This is a genomic window from Janthinobacterium sp. SUN128, from assembly GCF_030587275.1.
GTDB classification, from domain to species: Bacteria; Pseudomonadota; Gammaproteobacteria; order Burkholderiales; family Burkholderiaceae_D; genus Janthinobacterium; species Janthinobacterium lividum.
In genome coordinates, this window is record NZ_JAPWHY010000001.1 from 3,832,317 (window position 1) to 3,848,067 (window position 15,751).

A 15,751-nucleotide genomic window follows, 5' to 3' on the forward strand; every position below is an offset into this window, starting at 1 on the left:
CCCGCGCGGCGAACTCATACGATGCTCACATTTCAACAAATTATCCTGACCTTGCAAACCTATTGGGACAAGCAAGGTTGCGCCCTGCTCCAGCCTTACGACATGGAAGTCGGCGCCGGCACCTTCCACACCGGCACCTTCCTGCGCGCGATCGGCCCGGAACCCTGGCGCGCCGCGTATGTGCAGCCGTCGCGCCGCCCGAAAGATGGCCGCTATGGCGAAAATCCGAACCGCATGCAGCACTACTACCAGTACCAGGTGGTGCTCAAACCTGCGCCGGAAAACATCCTCGACCTGTATCTGGGTTCGCTGGCCGCGCTGGGCCTGGACTTGACGCAGAATGACGTGCGCTTCGTCGAAGACGACTGGGAAAGCCCGACCCTGGGCGCCTGGGGCCTGGGCTGGGAAGTCTGGCTGAACGGCATGGAAGTGACCCAGTTTACCTACTTCCAGCAAGTGGGCGGCCTCGATTGCAAGCCCGTGCTGGGCGAGATCACCTACGGCATCGAACGCCTGGCCATGTATCTGCAAGGCGTGGAAAACGTGTATGACCTGGTGTGGACCGAGTGGGAAGAAAACGGAGTCACGAAGAAGCTGACCTACGGCGACGTCTTCCACCAGAACGAGGTGGAGCAATCGACCTACAACTTCGAGCACGCGAATACGGACCTGCTGTTCGAACAGTTCGGCAACTACGAAGCGGAAGCGAAGCGTTTGATCGAGCTGCAACTGACCCTGCCCGCCTACGAAAAGATCATGAAGGCATCGCACAGCTTCAATATGCTCGACGCGCGCGGCGCCATCTCGGTGACGGAACGCGCCGCCTACATCGGCCGCGTGCGCACCCTGTCGCGCCTGGTGGCGCAAGCGTATTACGACTCGCGCGAGCGCCTCGGTTTCCCGATGCTGCCCGCCGCAGACCAACCCGCCGCCGCTTGATCGCCTAGCTCATACACCGCCGTACCAGACAAGAACACCATGAACCAAACACTGCTCATCGAACTGCTGACCGAAGAACTGCCGCCGAAAGCGCTGGCCAAACTGGACGCCGCCTTCACGGCCGGCATCGTCAACGGCCTGAAAGCGCGCGACTTCCTGGAAGCCGACAGCGTCGCCACCAGCTACGCCTCGCCGCGCCGCCTGGCCGTCTCCATCACCAACGTGCGCGAAGTCTCGCCCGACAAATCGATCCGCGAAAAAGTCCTGCCCGTCTCCGTGGCGCTGGACGCGAACGGCAACGGCACGCCGCCGCTGGCCAAGAAACTGGCCGCACTGGGCTTCCCCGAGCTGACGGTGGCCGAGCTGGAACGCGCCGTCGACGGCAAGGCCGAAAGCTTCTTCTACACCTACACGGCGCCAGGCAGCCAGCTCGCCACCGGCGCGCAGGCGGCATTGACGGAATCTTGCGCCAAGCTGCCGATTCCAAAGCTGATGAGCTATCAGCGCCCGGACGGCACCACCGTGCAATTCGTGCGCCCGGCCCACAGCCTGATCGCCCTGCACGGCATCAATATCCTGCCGTTGACCCTGCTGGGCTTGACGGCCGGCCGCACCACCCTGGGCCACCGCTTCCTCACCGACGGCGAACCGATCACCATCGCGCACGCGGAAAACTATGCGCCTTCGCTGATCCTCAACGCCAGCGTCATCGCCAGCAACGAGGAACGCAAGGAGCGCATCCGCGCCCAGCTGCTGGACAAGGCCGGCGCCGACCAGGTGCTGATGCCCGAAGCGCTGCTCGATGAAGTCACCGCCCTGGTCGAATGGCCGGTCGTGTATGAATGCCACTTCGAGGAAGAATTCCTGGCCGTGCCGCAGGAATGCCTGATCCTCACCATGCAGACGAACCAGAAATACTTCGCCCTGACGGACAGCGAAGGCAAGCTGCGCTCGCGCTTTTTGATCGTCTCGAACATCGAGACGGACACGCCAGAGCACATCATCGGCGGCAACGAGCGCGTCGTGCGCCCGCGCCTGTCCGACGCCAAGTTCTTCTTCGAGCAAGACAAGAAGAAGACCCTGGCAGCGCGTCTGCCGCTGCTGGCCAACGTTGTCTACCACAACAAGCTGGGCACGCAAGCGGCCCGCACAGAGCGCGTCAAGTCGCTGGCCGGCGCCATCGCCGCCAAGCTGCAATATGACGTGGCCCTGGCCGAACGCGGCGCCCTGCTGGCCAAGGCCGATCTGCTGACCGACATGGTGGGCGAATTCCCCGAACTGCAAGGCATCATGGGCACGTATTACGCGCGCCATGACGGCGAACCGGAAGAAGTGGCGCTGGCCGCCTCCGAACACTACCAGCCGCGCTTTGCCGGCGACAGCCTGCCGACCACCGGCACCGGCACCGCCGTGGCCCTGGCCGACAAGCTCGAAACCCTGGTCGGCATCTGGGCCATCGGCCTGGCGCCGACGGGCGACAAGGATCCGTTCGCGCTGCGCCGCCACGCCCTGGGCGTGCTGCGCATGCTGCTGGAAAAACGCTTGCCACTGTCGATCCAGGGCTTGCTGGCCGATGCCGCCGCGCAGTTCGCAACGGTGCCCGGCTTCAAGGATCCGGTCGCGGATGTCACCACCTTCATGCTGGACCGCCTGCGCGGCATCCTGCGCGAGCGCGGTTTCTCGCCGAATGAAATCGAAGCCGTCGTGGCGCAAAATCCGGACCGCCTGGACGACATCGTGCAGCGCCTGGAAGCCGTGCAGGCGTTTGCCGCCCTGCCGGAAAGCGCCTCGCTGGCCGCCGCCAACAAGCGCATCACGAACATCCTGAAAAAGAACGAGGAAGCCGTCAGCCAGGTCGCCGCCGGTGGCGTGAACGTGGCGCTGCTGCAGGACGAAGCGGAGAAAAAACTGGCCGCCGCCGTTTCGCGCGTGCAGCCGGAAGTCGACGCGGCCTTCGCCAAGGGCGATTTCACCAGCACCCTGCAAACCCTGGCGCAGCTGCGCGACGATGTCGATGGCTTCTTCAATGACGTGATGGTGATGGCCGAGGATGTCGCCCTGCGCAACAACCGCCTGGCCTTGCTGTCGTCCTTGCACGGCATGATGAACCGCGTGGCCGACATTTCCAAGCTGGCGGCATAATGGGTACTCCGGCGCTGAAACTGATTATTCTCGACCGCGACGGCGTCATTAATCATGACTCGCCGGACTTCATCAAATCGCCGGCCGAATGGCTGCCGATCCCCGGTTCGCTCGAAGCGATCGCCCGCCTGAACCAGGCTGGCTACCGCGTCGTCATCGCCTCGAACCAGTCGGGCATCGCGCGCGAATATTTCGACATGACGGTGCTGAACGCGATCCACCAGAAGATGCACACCCTGGCGCAGCAGGTAGGCGCCGATATCGACGCCATCTTCTTTTGCCCGCACGCGGGCGCGGACAATTGCGACTGCCGCAAGCCCAAGCCCGGCATGTTCCATGAAATCTCACAGCGCTACAACACCAGCCTGAAAGGCGTGCCCACCGTCGGCGATTCGCTGCGCGACCTGCAGGCCGGCTTCATCAGCGGCTGCGTGCCCTACCTGGTATTGACGGGCAAGGGCGAAAAGACCAACGAAACAGGTGGCCTGCCGCCTGGCACCCAGGTCTTCCCCGACCTGGCCGCCGTCGTCAGCCATCTGCTCAAGGCGCCCGCCGCAGCGGCGCCCAGCGTGGCATTGAGTATCTAATCTTCGGAGAACCGCATTGCGTAATATTTCCCTGTTCCTGCGATCCCTGCTGTTCATGATCATCATGATCGTGGCCACCATCGTCTGGGCCTGCGTGTGCTTTTTTGCCGCGCCATTGAGCTACAACAAGCGCTATTGGGTCACCTCGCGCTGGAACGTGTTTATCCTGTGGTGTGCCAAGGTCATTTGCGGCATCCGCTATGAAGTCAAGGGCGCCGAGAACTTCCCCGACGCGCCGGCCATCGTGCTGTCGAAGCACCAGTCGGCATGGGAAACCATCTTTTTACTTCCCAGCCTGCCACGCCCGCTCGTGTATGTGTTCAAGAAGGAGATTTTGTACATCCCGTTCTTCGGCTGGGCCATGGCGCTGCTGCGCATGATCCCCATCGACCGCAAGCAGGGCAAGCATGCGTTCAAGAGCGTGGTCGCGCATGGCAAGCGCCGTCTGGCCGATGGCCAATGGATTATCATGTTCCCTGAAGGCACGCGCATTCCCGTGGGCCAGACGGGCAAGTACAAGAGCGGCGGCACGCGTCTGGCCATCGCCACGGGCGCCGTGGTGGTACCGATTGCACACAACTCAGGCGAGTGCTGGCCCAAGCAGTCATTCCTCAAACGCCCGGGACTGATCACCGTCTCGATAGGCAAACCGATTTCGCCGGAAGGGCAAACCCCGGACAGCATGATGCAACAGGTGGAAAATTGGATAGAATCAGAAATGCGCGTCATTTCGCCTCACGCCTACAACGCTGGCTAGACGGCATCAGCGCGGTCATCCAGGAGCCGACACTGCGCCAGCAGATGAAGACCATCAAGGTCGGCGACCAGCAACTGGATTTGTTCGCGCATGACGTCTCGACCAGCACGCCCCCGGCGGTGCGCCCCACGGCACCGCCAGCGCCGCCCGTGGCGCCACCGGTAGTGGCGCCCGCGCCCCCCATCATTCGTCCCGCCCCGCCTCCCCTGCCTTCCCCGCCACGCACCGCCGATGGCCCGCCGCTGCGCCAACTGCAGCTGGGCAGCCACCTCGTCGAATTCGCCCTGCGCCGCTCCACGCGCCGTTCCATCGGCTTCATGATCGACGATAACGGCTTGCGCGTCACGGCGCCCAAGCGCGTCACCCTGGCCGAAATCGACAACGCCATCCGCGCCAAGCAAGGCTGGATCGTCTCGAAGCTGCTGGAGCGGGGCGAGCGCAAGGTGCAGCGCCAGCAGCGTCCGCCCGTGGCCTGGGTCGATGGCGCCGTGCTGCCCTACCTCGGCGGCGACATCACCCTGCGACTGCACCAGGCGCCGCGCCACCGCGCCAGCTTCCAGCGCGAGACGAATGAGCTGCACGTATGGGTCACGCCCACGGGCAGCGAACAGCAATTGAAGGAAAAAGTGAAGGGCTGGTTCCAGCATGAAGCGCGCCAGCTGTTCGAGGCGCGGCTGGACCTGTATGCGGACAAGCTGGGCGTGCGCTACGACTCATTGTCGCTATCGTCGGCCGGCACGCGCTGGGGCAGCTGCACCATCGAGCGCAAGATCCGCCTGAACTGGCGTTTGATCCACTTCGCCCTGCCGCTGATCGACTACGTGGTGGCGCACGAACTGTCGCACCTGCTGGAAATGAACCACAGCCCCCGCTTCTGGGCCACCGTGGAATCGATCTATCCGAACTACGATGGCGCCAAGCAGGCGCTGAGGAAGCGCTCGCAAGAGCTGCCAGTCCTGTTCGCGTAAACAACATTGTTGGCGTCGCCTGTCGGATTACGCGCAGGCGCTAATCCGACCTACCTAGATCACGGCAGTAGGTCGGATTAGGCCGCAGGCCGTAATCCGACAACATTGTTGGCCGTGCATCCATCACGGCAACAGGGGCTTGATGGCCGCTATCGTGCGCGGCGTGGCGCCCCGGTGCTGGTTGGCAAACGCCAGCGCTTTTTCTCCCATAGCCGCCAGGCGCGCGGGATCCTGCAGCAGGGCCGACGCCTGCGCCATCAGCGCATCGGCGTCCGCCACCAGCGCGGCACCGCCGGCGGCAATCGCCTGCTCGGTCACCAGCGCAAAGTTGAAGGTGTGGGGACCGATCAGCACGGGCTTGCCCAGGGCTGCCGGCTCGATCAGGTTTTGTCCGCCCAGCGGCAGCAGGCTGCCGCCGACGAAAGCGCAATCGCAGGCTGCATAGTACGCAAACATCTCGCCCATCGAATCGCCCAGCAGCACCTGCGTGGCCGCCGCAACGGCATCGCCCTGCGCCAGGCCGGACCTGCGCTGCACGGCCAGGCCCTGCGCCGCGATCAGTTTTTCCACTTCGTCGAAGCGCTGCGGATGGCGCGGCACGACCAGCAGCAGCGCGTCAGGTGGCAGGCTGGCGCGCGCCAGTGCTTCGAGGATCAGAGGCTCTTCCCCTTCGCGCGTGCTGGCGCACAGCAGCACGGGACGTGCGCCGATCGCTGCGCGCAGCGCCGCCCCCGTCGCCAGCGCCGCCTCGGGCACGACGACGTCGAACTTGATGCTGCCCGTGACGACCACGTCCCGCACGCCCAGCTGGCGCACGCGATCGGCGTCGTCCTGCGTCTGCGCCGCCACCAGGGTGATGCCGCGCGCCGCATCGGTGATGAGCTTACCCAGGCGCTGCGCCTTGCCCAGCGAGCGCTGCGACAATCGCGCATTGGCCAGCACCACGGGCACTTTGTAGCGATTGCATTGGTGGATCAGATTCGGCCACACTTCCGTCTCCATCAGGATGCAGATGCGCGGCGCGAAATGGCGGATGAAGCGGGCCGGCATGGCGCCCGTGTCGTACGGCAGATAGCTTTGCACGAGACGCGTGCCGTGTTTGGCGAACAGGGACTTGCCCGTGGCGCGCCCCGTCGGCGTCATGTGCGTGAGGACGATGCGGCAAGCGGGCCATGCGGCCAGCAGCGCATCGATCAGCGGCTCGGCCGCGCGCGTCTCGCCGACGGAAACGGCGTGCAGCCAGATGGTGTCCATGGCAGGGGCTGGCCGGCGCCCGTAAAAGCCCAGGCGCTCGCCCCAGTGCCGGCGGTAGCCGGGTTCCTGGCGTCCGCGCAGCCACAGCCGCGCCAGCACCAGTGGCAAGGCCAGCCACCAGGCAAGGGTATAAAGAAGTCGCATGATTGTTTGATGTTGAAGTCAGGCGGGAGGATACTCGGCCAGCAGGCGCTGCGCCGCGGCCAGCACTTCCGGCACGCCGGGCGGCGCGCCCTTGTCGCCCAGGTTGATGATTTTCGGCGACCAGTTGCCTTCCGTTTTCCACAGCGGCGAATCGGCATAGATTTCCACCGTCGGGCGCACAAAGGCGGCGGCGATATGCGTCAGGCCCGTGTCGACGCCGATCACCAGCGCCGCATGGCGCGCCAGCAAGGTGGCGTCGCCCATCGACAGCTTAGGCAGCAGGCGCGCATTCGGCAGGCCGGCCGCCACTTGTTCGGCTTCCGCCTTTTCCTTGGGCGAACCCCAGGGCAGCAGAATCGGCATGGGCGCGAGCGCCTGGCCCAGGGCGATCCAGTTTTCCGGCGCCCATTTCTTGGCGTCGCGCGCCGTGCCGTGGAAATACACGCAGTAAGGCGCCTCGCCCATCCAGTCCGGGCGCGGCTCGCTGCCTGATACTTCCGGCAAGCCGAAATCGGCCGGCGTGTCGACCGTGTAGCCGAGTGCCGCGGCGGCCACCAGGCGGCCGCGCGCTACCGCATGCGTACGCGGGTCGAGCGGAATGCTTTTCGTATGAAAAATGCGCGAGATGCCTTCGTAGCCGGAACCTTCGCTGCCATTGGCCAAGCCGACTTTCTGTCCGCCCGGCGCCAGGCGCGCGGCGCCCATGATGATGCCCGTCTTGAGCAGGCCCTGGGTATCGAACACATAATCGTAGCGCGTCTGCCGCAGGCTGCGGAAGAAGGCGGCGATTTCCGCGCGCGTCTCTTTCTTGCCCAGGCTCTTGCGCCAGCGCCGCAGCGCAAACGGGAAGATGGTAGCCACGCGCGGGTTCAGGCGCACCAGGCTGGTATAGCCCTCCTCGACCACCCAGTCGATGGTCGCGTTCGGGAAATGGCGGGCGATGTCCGCCACCATCGGCAAGTTATGCAGCACGTCGCCCAGCGAAGATACCCGCACCAGCAGGATTTTCAAGGGCGCCTGTGCGCCAGGTTGACCGGCCATGCTGTCAGAACGGCAGGACAGCGTCTGGCTTGGCCGCCAGGATCACGCTCTTGAACTGTCCCTGGATGCGCGCCAGGGCTTCCGGCGTTTCCGCTTCGAAGCGCATGACGATCACCGGCGTGGTGTTCGACGAGCGGGCCAGGCCGAAGCCGTCCGCGTACTCCACGCGCAAGCCGTCGATGGTGATGATCTGTTCATTGCCGGGGAAGACGGCGTCGCGGCGCAGCATGTCCATCAGCGCGACGTTCTCGCCCTCCTTCAGTTCCAGGTGCAGTTCCGGCGTGCTGTCGGACTGCGGCAGGGAATTGAGCAGGCTTGACGGATCCGCTTCGCGCGTGAGGATTTCCAGCAGGCGCGCAGCCGAATACAAGCCGTCGTCGAAACCGTACCAGCGGTCCTTGAAGAAGATGTGGCCGCTCATTTCGCCGCCCAGCGGCGCGCCCGTTTCACGCAGCTTGGCTTTCACCAGCGAGTGGCCCGTCTTGTACATCAGCGGCACGCCGCCATGCTTGCTGATCCACGGCGCCAGGTGGCGCGTGCATTTCACGTCATACAAAATCTGCGCGCCTGGGTGGCGGGTCAGCACGTCGGCGGCAAACAGCATCATCTGGCGGTCAGGGTAGATGATCTGGCCATCCTTGGTGACCACGCCCAGGCGGTCGCCGTCGCCGTCGAAGGCGATGCCGATTTCGGCATCCGTCTCGGCCAGGCAGCGGATCAGGTCTTGCAGGTTTTCCGGATGCGCCGGGTCCGGGTGGTGGTTCGGGAAATTGCCATCGACTTCGCAGAACAGTTCGATGACTTCGCAGCCCATGCCGCGGAACAGGTCGCCCGCGAATGCGCCGGCCACGCCATTGCCGCAGTCGACGGCGATCTTGATCGGACGCGCCAGCTTGACGTCGCCCAGGATGCGCTCCAGGTAAGCGGCGCGGATATCGTGCGTGGCATAGCTGCCCGGTGTGCTGCTGGCGCTGCCGTCGTGCGCGACGATGCTGTGGTACAGGGCCTGGATCGCTTCGCCGTGAATGGCTTCACCGGCCAGCACCATCTTGAATCCATTGTAGTCAGGCGGATTGTGGCTGCCCGTGACCATGATGCCGGAGCGCGTGTCGAGCACATTCGTGCCGAAATAAACCATCGGCGTAGCCACCACGCCCAGGTCGATCACATCGATGCCTGCCGCTTGCAAGCCCTGCGCCAGCGCTGCCGTCAATTCCGGTCCCGACAGGCGGCCATCGCGGCCGATCACGACCCGCTGCTCGCCCTTGGCCAGGGCTGCCTGGCCAAATGCCTGACCGATCTTGTGCGCCACGCTGGCATCGAGGGTTTTAGCGATGATGCCGCGGATATCGTAGGCCTTGAAGATCGTTCTGGACAATGGAAGCATGGTGTGGGCGGTATAAGTAAGGGAATAGTAGGGTGCCTGGCAAGGTGCAGCGCGCGGCTGACAGCTTGCTACTGCGCCAAGAGTATACCGAATTATACGCGCAGCAGATCGATCGACTTGCCCGATTCCACCCACTGCTTGACCCACAGCGGCTGGCGGCCACGGCCTGTCCATTGCTCGGTCGCATTGTCAGGGTGGCGGTAACGCACCGCGACCTTGCCCGTGCGCGGGTGCAAACCATCGAGTATCAGCTGCTTCAGCGGAATGCCCGCCTGCTGCGCGATAGCCATGATCTGTTCGCGCGCCTTGTTCAAGTCTTCGCGCTCGCGGCCGTTCAATTCCTGCTTCACATTATCTTCCAGCTTGCGCAATTCCAGCATCGTCATCGTTGACAGATCCATCCGGTACATCCTTTACATTAATTTAAATAATAAAATCACGGGAAATATACTACATTGTATAAACAGCTGCGCACCGTTGAATAATCCATCAACTATTGAATCGCGGCCATCAGCGTATTTATCTGCTCAACATTAAGATTCAATGAAGAATATGCCGAAAGCACGCGTGAAAAATAAATAAACAAGGATGCGTGGCATTCCGGAATGGCTGCGCATGCCGCTTGCAAGGCTGGCATGGCGCAGCCATCCATGCCGACAAACGCGCTGGCCGATTATTATCGATGTACGGCAGCGGGAAATGCAGCCCTATTAAATCCCCATGCGGCATAATCGGCATCCGCTTTTTTCTTCCCGCCGGCCATGCGCGCAATTGCTCGCAGCCCCGCAATGTACCCAACGCCAAAGGGCTGGCATGCTTATAATGCAGGCGCGTAGTTCACTTCACCCCGGCACATATGAAAACTTACTTTATCGGCGATCTGCAAGGCTGCCACGCACAAACCGTCGAGCTGATCGAACGGATCCAGGCGGCAGCGGATGGCCCCTACCGCCTGCTGTTCGCGGGCGACCTGATCAATCGCGGCCCCGCATCGCTGGCCACCCTGCGCCACGTGCATGCGCTGGCGCGGCAGGGCCTGGCCGACAGCGTCCTGGGCAACCATGACTTGCACCTGCTGGCCGTGGCCAACGGCATCCGCCCCGAGCATGCGTCCGATACGCTGGCCGAGATCCTCGATGCGCCCGACCGCGAGGAATTGCTCGCCTGGCTGCGCCAGCGGCCACTGGCACTGGAACACGACGGCCATGTGCTCGTGCATGCGGGCTTGCTGCCGCAATGGAGCGCTGCCCAGGCCCTGTCGCTGAGCGGGGAAGTGTCCGCCATGCTGCGCAGCGACGGCTGGGTGGCGTTCCTGCGCACCATGTACGGCAACGAGCCGGCCGCCTGGCGCGACGACCTGCAGGGCGCCGACCGGCTGCGCTGCATCATCAACGCCATGACGCGGCTGCGCTTTTGCACGCCGGACGGCGTGATGGACTTCAAGATGAAGGAAAGCGGCAGCCCGCCGCCCGGCTCCGGCCTGCTGCCCTGGTTCGACGTGCCGGGACGGCGCAGCGCTGGCGACACCATCGTCTTCGGCCACTGGTCGGCGCTGGGACTGCAGTTGCGGCCGCACCTGATTGGCCTCGATAGCGGCTGCGTGTGGGGCGGAAAACTGTCGGCCGTGTGCCTGGAAGACCGCTCGCTGCTGCAAGTCGACTGCCCTGCCTTCCAGCAACACAGTGGCAAGCGGTAAGTGACAAGCATGGCGCGCATATGCTTAGTCGAAATCGGTCGTTGGCCTTGCCGCGCGTGGCCCTTATGATGCAACTTTTGCCTGTGCTATCCCATGTCCCCTGATACCGACAGACTGGCGCGCTGGCTGCTCGGCAGCCTGGAACTCGACACCGCCGTCCTGCATGTGGGCCAGTACTGCGGCCGCTGGCGCGCCTCCACGGCAGGCCGGGAACTGGGCAGCTTTCACCTGGTGCTCGATGGCCACTGCTATCTGCACCTCGATGGCGCGGCGCCAATCGCGCTCGGCCCGCGCGACGGCGTCTTCCTGCTGCGCGACTTGCCGCACTTTCTGAGTCCCCACAGCGACCCGCTGCAGGCGGTCAGCGCGCAAGCCATGCTGCCGCTGCAGGCGCCCACGAAACTGCCGGCGACGGCGCTGGCCTGCGGCTTCTTTCAATTTCGCGGTGCCCTCTCAGCGCTGATCGTCGACTCCTTCCCGCCATATCTGCTGATACGCGGCGACGCGCCCGCCTTCAGCGCCGCCGCCGCGCTGTTCGACCTGATCCTGGCGGAAGCGGGCGGCGATCCGGAACAACCGTCGCCGCTCATCGCGCGCCTGGTCGAACTGCTGTTCTTTTACCTGATCCGCCATGTGGCGCAGGGCGAGCAGGTGGCGGCCGGCCTGCTGTCGCTGCTGCACCAGCCCGCGTTTTCGCCGCTGCTCGAACGCATGCTCGACGCCCCCGCCGCCGACTGGTCGATCGAGAACATGGCCAAGGCAGCGTGCATGTCGCGCGCCAGCTTCTGCAAGCATTTCGCCAGCGCCAGCGGCCACTCGCCGGCCCAGTTCCTGCTCCTGCTGCGCATGAAGATCGCGGCGCGCCGGCTGCACGACGGCGTCTCCGTCGAACGCGCGGCCGAACTGGTGGGCTACCGCTCGCACGCCGCCTTTACGCGCGCCTTCAAGCGGGTCACGGGCGAGCAGCCGGGCGCCTACCGGCGCGACCAGCGCCTGCGCCAGCTGGCCAGCTGAAATCAAGGATCTCACAATCGCAGACGAACGAGCACAAAAGGGCGACGCTGACGTCTGTTGCACGCACGGCATGGCCGATATAATGGCCGGGTGACTTACCAACTTAACAAGGTACCCCATGCCCCGTCTGACGCTGCACACTCTCGATACCGCTCCGGCCGATAGCCGTCCCTTCGTGGAAAAGGCCATCGCCAACAATGGCTTCCTGCCCAACCTGATCGGCGTGCTGGCCAATGCACCGCTGGCCCTGGAAACCTATCTGACCGTCGCCGGCATCAATGGACGCGCCAGCCTGAGCCTGATGGAACGCGAAGTGGTGCAAATCACGGCAGCGCGCATCCATGGCTGCGATTTCTGCATCGCCGGCCATAGTGCCATCTCGCTGAAAAAAGCGGGCCAGACACCGGACACGGTGCGCGCCCTGCAGCACGGCCAGCCGACGGGTGACATCAAACTGGACGCCGTCGCCGCCTTCGCCACGGCCGTCATCGCCACGCGCGGCGCCGTCAGCGACGCCGAATATCAAGCCTTCCTGGCCGCCGGCTACGAGGAACAGCAGGCGCTGGAAGTCGTGCTGGGCATCAGCCTGGCCACCCTGTGCAATTTCTCCAACAGCCTGGCCGGCACGCCCGTCAATCCGCAGTTGACACCCTACCTGCCTGGCGCCGTCTGACATGGGCCGCCTCAATCACTGGCTGCACATGCATGCCGACCAGCTTGACCAATCATCGGAACTGGCTGAAACCGTTTTGCCGGCCCTCGCTGGCGACCAGCTGCTGGCCATCGGCGTGCCGCAGGCACATGGCGGCGCGGGCGGCGACGTACGCGACGCCATCGACGCCATCGCCAAAGTGGCCGAGCAATCGGTGACGGCAGCTTTTGTTTTCTGGGGCCAGCGCTGCTTCATCGAATTCCTGCTGCAAAGCGAGAACCGCGCGTTGGCCGAGCGCCGCTTGCCAGGCCTGCTGGCAGGCACGCAAGCGGGCGCCAGCGGTTTGTCGAACGCCATGAAATTCTTGTCCGGCATCGAGCAGCTGCAGATCACGGGCGCGCGCCACGATGACGGCCTGCTGGTCGACGGCGGCCTGGCCTGGGTGACGAACTTGCGCAAGGCGGGCTTTGTCGCGGCGGCCGCCGTGGCGCCGAACGACGGCGCGCCCCCCGTCATCGTCGCCTTCGACAGCGGCACGGCAGGCGTCAAGCGCAGCGAAGACCTGGACCTGATCGCCCTGCGCGGCAGCAATACGGCTTCCGTCAAGCTGGCGCAGGTGCACATTCCCGCCGCGGACATCATCAGCGACAATGCGCCAGCCTGGCTGCCGCAGGTGCGCCCATCGTTCCTCGGCATGCAGTGCGGCCTGTCGATCGGCCTGGCGCGCGCCAGCCTGGCAAAAGCGGCGCAGATTTCCGCCGGCTCGCGCAACCAGCTCACGCCCCGCATCGAAGCGCTGCAAGCCACCCTGGAAAACGCCGTCCCTACGCTACTGGCCGGCGTGCATGATGGCCGCTTCCAGACGCAGGCGCCAGCCATGTTCCGCCTGCGCATACAACTGGCCGACGTGCTGCAGCAGGCGCTGATGCTGGAACTGCAAGCCATGGGCGGGCGCGCCTACCTGAACGCCGAGCAGCAGGGCTTTGCCCGCCGCTGGCGCGAATCGTCGTTCATCCCCATCGTCACTCCCAGCCTGACGCAATTGCAGGCGGCCTTGCAGCTGTTCGACAGCCAGCAGGCTGCCAAGGCGGCGGGAGCCCCGGCATGACGGCAGCGGAAGCGCAAGACTGGGCGCTGCAGGCGCAGGACCTGAGCTACGCCTATCCCGGCACGGCGCCTGTGTTCCAGCACGTCTCGCTGGGTGTGCGCAAGCGTGAAATCGTCTGCCTGCTGGGCGGCAGCGGCTGCGGTAAATCGAGCCTGCTGCGCGTGCTGGCCGGCTTGCAGCCGCCATCGACGGGCGAGATCCAGTTCCTCGATGCGCCCATGCGCGAACCGGATCCGCGCAGCGCCCTCGTCTTCCAGCAGGCCAGCCTCCTGCCCTGGCTGAATGTCACGGGCAACGCCGGTTTTGGCCTGGACTTCAAGCACCAGCCGCAGCTCACGCGCGAGGCGCACCAGGCGCGCGTGGCGCAAGCCATCGAAGCGGTCGGCTTGAAGGGCCGCGAAAAACTGTACCCGTCCGCCCTGTCGGGCGGCATGGCGCAGCGCGTGGCGCTGGCCCGTGCGCTGGCGCGCGAACCGGAACTGCTGTTTGCCGATGAACCGTTTTCCGCGCTCGACGCCATCACGCGCGCCGAGATGCAGTCGCTGCTGGTCGACGTGGTGCACCGCTGGCACACGGCCGTGCTGCTCGTCACGCACGATATCGATGAAGCGATCCTCGTGGCCGACCGCATCTTGCTCATGGGCGGCAAGCCGGGCAACATCGTGCGCGAATGGCCCGTCGCCATCGCCCAGCCCAGAATCGGCCACAGCGCCGACGTGATCGCCCTCAAGATGGACATCCTCGACGCCCTGCAGGCGCTGCAAAAGCAGGATCAAACGCCCGCCTTTGCTCCCCATTAATCGACCGGAACATTCCCATGACATTCGAAGACCAAAACAAACCCCTGCACATCTGCGCCTCGTCCGATTGCGATTGCGGCCTGACGCGGCGCGACTTCCTGCGCATGTCGGCCCTGGCCACGGCCAGCGTCGCCTCGCCGCTGCTGTTCGCCGGCGACGCCATGGCCCAGCAAGGTCCGAAAGGCGATGACCAGCCCGTGAAGATCGGCTACCTGCCGATTACCGACGCCACCCCGCTGCTCGTCGCGCACGCCCGCAAGCTGTTCGAGGCCGAGGGCTTGCAGGCGGAAACGCCGCGCCTGTTCCGCAGCTGGGCGCAGATCATCGAAGCCTTCGTCGCCGGCCAGGTCAACGTCATCCACCTGCTGTCGCCGGCCACCCTGTGGGTGCGCTACGGCGCCAAGTTCCCCGCGAAAGTCGTCGCCTGGAACCACGTCAACGGTTCCGCGCTGACGGTGGCCAACGAGATCAACAAGGTCTCCGACCTGGGCGGGCGCACGGTCGCCATCCCGTTCTGGTACTCGATCCACAACATCCTGTTGCAGCAAATCCTGTCCTCGAATGGCTTGACCCCGGTCACGCGCGCGCGCAACGCAGCCATCAAATCGAATGAGGTCAATCTGATCGTGCTGGCGCCGGCCGAAATGGTCTCCGCGCTGGCCAGCAAGTCGATTGCCGGCTACATCGTGGCCGAGCCGTTCAATGCGGCGGCAGAAAACGCCGGCATCGGCAAGATCCTGCGCTTCTCGGGCGACGTGTGGAAAAACCATGCATGCTGCGTCACGTTCCTGTCCGAGCGCGACATCAACACGCGTCCCGAATGGGCGCAAAAGGTCACCAACGCCATCGTCAAGGCGCAGCTGTGGACGCGCTCGAACCAGGTCGACACGGCCAAGCTGCTGTCGAACGTGGGCGAGCACCGCTACACGCCGCATCCGCTGCAAGTGCTGACGAAGGTGCTGGCCACCACCGATTACGCCGGCTATGAAAAACAGGGCCTGATCGTGCACAAGAACTGGCAGCAGCGCCGCATCGACTTCCAGCCATATCCGTTCGCCTCGTACACGGAAGAGCTGGTGCGCGCCATCGGCCGCACCAAGGTCGAAGGCGATACGCGCTTCCTGGCCAACCTCGATCCGAAGTTCGCCGCGCGGGACCTGGTCGATGACCGCTTCGTGCGCAAGGCCATCACGGCAGTCGGCGGCCCGGCCGCCTTCGGCTTGCCGGCCAACCTGCTGCGCAGCGAAACCGTGGCGGTCTGA

Annotated in this window: 15 protein-coding genes; 11 read left to right on the plus strand and 4 right to left on the minus strand. The window is 64.7% G+C overall.

The annotated features are described in order from the left end of the window. Positions 1 to 21 precede the first annotated feature (21 nt). Genes glyQ through O3297_RS17365 form a run of 5 tightly spaced genes read left to right on the plus strand, consistent with a single transcriptional unit; the run spans position 22 to position 5,393 of the window. Positions 22 to 939, plus strand: a complete 918-nt coding sequence (glyQ, locus tag O3297_RS17345) for a glycine--tRNA ligase subunit alpha (protein WP_305049289.1) — start codon at positions 22 to 24, stop codon at positions 937 to 939. A gap of 39 nt (positions 940 to 978) precedes the next feature. Further along, a complete protein-coding gene (gene glyS, locus O3297_RS17350) occupies positions 979 to 3,081 on the plus strand; it encodes a glycine--tRNA ligase subunit beta (protein ID WP_305049290.1) in 2,103 nt (700 codons plus the stop codon). After that, positions 3,081 to 3,668, plus strand: a complete 588-nt coding sequence (gene gmhB, locus O3297_RS17355; RefSeq protein WP_052139990.1) for a D-glycero-beta-D-manno-heptose 1,7-bisphosphate 7-phosphatase — start codon at positions 3,081 to 3,083, stop codon at positions 3,666 to 3,668. The genes glyS and gmhB overlap by 1 nt, the downstream gene beginning before the upstream one ends. A gap of 16 nt (positions 3,669 to 3,684) precedes the next feature. Then, complete coding sequence (locus O3297_RS17360; protein WP_034780186.1) at positions 3,685 to 4,425, plus strand: 1-acyl-sn-glycerol-3-phosphate acyltransferase; 741 nt, start codon at positions 3,685 to 3,687, stop codon at positions 4,423 to 4,425. 44 nt (positions 4,426 to 4,469) lie between these two features. After that, positions 4,470 to 5,393, plus strand: coding sequence for a M48 family metallopeptidase (locus O3297_RS17365; protein ID WP_305049696.1), 924 nt, complete (start codon positions 4,470 to 4,472; stop codon positions 5,391 to 5,393). A 123-nt stretch (positions 5,394 to 5,516) separates the two neighbouring features. Here the strand turns inward: O3297_RS17365 and waaA are convergent, their stop codons facing one another. The 4 genes from waaA to O3297_RS17385 all read right to left on the minus strand — a co-directional run bounded on the left by waaA (position 5,517) and on the right by O3297_RS17385 (position 9,620). Beyond that, on the minus strand, positions 5,517 to 6,791 hold the full coding sequence (gene waaA, locus O3297_RS17370; RefSeq protein WP_305049291.1) for a lipid IV(A) 3-deoxy-D-manno-octulosonic acid transferase: 1,275 nt from the start codon (positions 6,789 to 6,791) through the stop codon (positions 5,517 to 5,519). 18 nt (positions 6,792 to 6,809) lie between these two features. Further along, positions 6,810 to 7,832, minus strand: a complete 1,023-nt coding sequence (gene waaC, locus O3297_RS17375) for a lipopolysaccharide heptosyltransferase I (protein WP_305049292.1) — start codon at positions 7,830 to 7,832, stop codon at positions 6,810 to 6,812. Positions 7,833 to 7,836: 4 nt separating this feature from the next. Further along, a complete protein-coding gene (locus O3297_RS17380; RefSeq protein ID WP_034780201.1) occupies positions 7,837 to 9,219 on the minus strand; it encodes a phosphomannomutase/phosphoglucomutase in 1,383 nt (460 codons plus the stop codon). Positions 9,220 to 9,311: 92 nt separating this feature from the next. After that, a complete protein-coding gene (locus O3297_RS17385) occupies positions 9,312 to 9,620 on the minus strand; it encodes an H-NS family nucleoid-associated regulatory protein (RefSeq protein ID WP_034780203.1) in 309 nt (102 codons plus the stop codon). Positions 9,621 to 10,075: 455 nt separating this feature from the next. Between O3297_RS17385 and O3297_RS17390 the strand changes: the two genes are divergently transcribed. From O3297_RS17390 to O3297_RS17415, 6 genes are all read left to right on the plus strand, one after another. After that, positions 10,076 to 10,915, plus strand: coding sequence for a symmetrical bis(5'-nucleosyl)-tetraphosphatase (locus O3297_RS17390; RefSeq protein WP_092607863.1), 840 nt, complete (start codon positions 10,076 to 10,078; stop codon positions 10,913 to 10,915). A 93-nt stretch (positions 10,916 to 11,008) separates the two neighbouring features. After that, positions 11,009 to 11,929 (plus strand): AraC family transcriptional regulator, encoded by a 921-nt coding sequence (locus O3297_RS17395; protein ID WP_034780206.1) that lies wholly within the window; start codon positions 11,009 to 11,011, stop codon positions 11,927 to 11,929. Between the two features lie 118 nt (positions 11,930 to 12,047). Further along, on the plus strand, positions 12,048 to 12,602 hold the full coding sequence (locus O3297_RS17400) for a carboxymuconolactone decarboxylase family protein (RefSeq protein WP_305049293.1): 555 nt from the start codon (positions 12,048 to 12,050) through the stop codon (positions 12,600 to 12,602). A gap of 1 nt (position 12,603) precedes the next feature. After that, positions 12,604 to 13,689, plus strand: coding sequence for an acyl-CoA dehydrogenase family protein (locus O3297_RS17405; protein ID WP_305049294.1), 1,086 nt, complete (start codon positions 12,604 to 12,606; stop codon positions 13,687 to 13,689). Then, positions 13,686 to 14,489: an ABC transporter ATP-binding protein gene (locus O3297_RS17410; RefSeq protein WP_176376483.1), complete on the plus strand. Its 804-nt coding sequence runs from the start codon at positions 13,686 to 13,688 to the stop codon at positions 14,487 to 14,489. The genes O3297_RS17405 and O3297_RS17410 overlap by 4 nt, the downstream gene beginning before the upstream one ends. Positions 14,490 to 14,506: 17 nt before the next feature. Then, complete coding sequence (locus O3297_RS17415) at positions 14,507 to 15,751, plus strand: ABC transporter substrate-binding protein (RefSeq protein WP_305049295.1); 1,245 nt, start codon at positions 14,507 to 14,509, stop codon at positions 15,749 to 15,751.

What these genes read in the sequence shown, in the direction of transcription:
- O3297_RS17410 (WP_176376483.1), top strand. Translation starts at nt 13,686, where the DNA reads ATGACGGCAGCGGAAGCGCAAGACTGGGCGCTGCAGGCGCAGGACCTG.
- O3297_RS17395 (WP_034780206.1), top strand. Translation starts at nt 11,009, where the DNA reads ATGTCCCCTGATACCGACAGACTGGCGCGCTGGCTGCTCGGCAGCCTG.
- glyS (WP_305049290.1), top strand. Translation starts at nt 979, where the DNA reads ATGAACCAAACACTGCTCATCGAACTGCTGACCGAAGAACTGCCGCCG.
- O3297_RS17380 (WP_034780201.1), bottom strand. Translation starts at nt 9,219, where the DNA reads ATGCTTCCATTGTCCAGAACGATCTTCAAGGCCTACGATATCCGCGGC.
- O3297_RS17405 (WP_305049294.1), top strand. Translation starts at nt 12,604, where the DNA reads ATGGGCCGCCTCAATCACTGGCTGCACATGCATGCCGACCAGCTTGAC.
- waaA (WP_305049291.1), bottom strand. Translation starts at nt 6,791, where the DNA reads ATGCGACTTCTTTATACCCTTGCCTGGTGGCTGGCCTTGCCACTGGTG.
- O3297_RS17390 (WP_092607863.1), top strand. Translation starts at nt 10,076, where the DNA reads ATGAAAACTTACTTTATCGGCGATCTGCAAGGCTGCCACGCACAAACC.
- O3297_RS17365 (WP_305049696.1), top strand. Translation starts at nt 4,470, where the DNA reads ATGAAGACCATCAAGGTCGGCGACCAGCAACTGGATTTGTTCGCGCAT.
- glyQ (WP_305049289.1), top strand. Translation starts at nt 22, where the DNA reads ATGCTCACATTTCAACAAATTATCCTGACCTTGCAAACCTATTGGGAC.
- O3297_RS17400 (WP_305049293.1), top strand. Translation starts at nt 12,048, where the DNA reads ATGCCCCGTCTGACGCTGCACACTCTCGATACCGCTCCGGCCGATAGC.
- O3297_RS17415 (WP_305049295.1), top strand. Translation starts at nt 14,507, where the DNA reads ATGACATTCGAAGACCAAAACAAACCCCTGCACATCTGCGCCTCGTCC.
- gmhB (WP_052139990.1), top strand. Translation starts at nt 3,081, where the DNA reads ATGGGTACTCCGGCGCTGAAACTGATTATTCTCGACCGCGACGGCGTC.
- waaC (WP_305049292.1), bottom strand. Translation starts at nt 7,832, where the DNA reads ATGGCCGGTCAACCTGGCGCACAGGCGCCCTTGAAAATCCTGCTGGTG.
- O3297_RS17385 (WP_034780203.1), bottom strand. Translation starts at nt 9,620, where the DNA reads ATGGATCTGTCAACGATGACGATGCTGGAATTGCGCAAGCTGGAAGAT.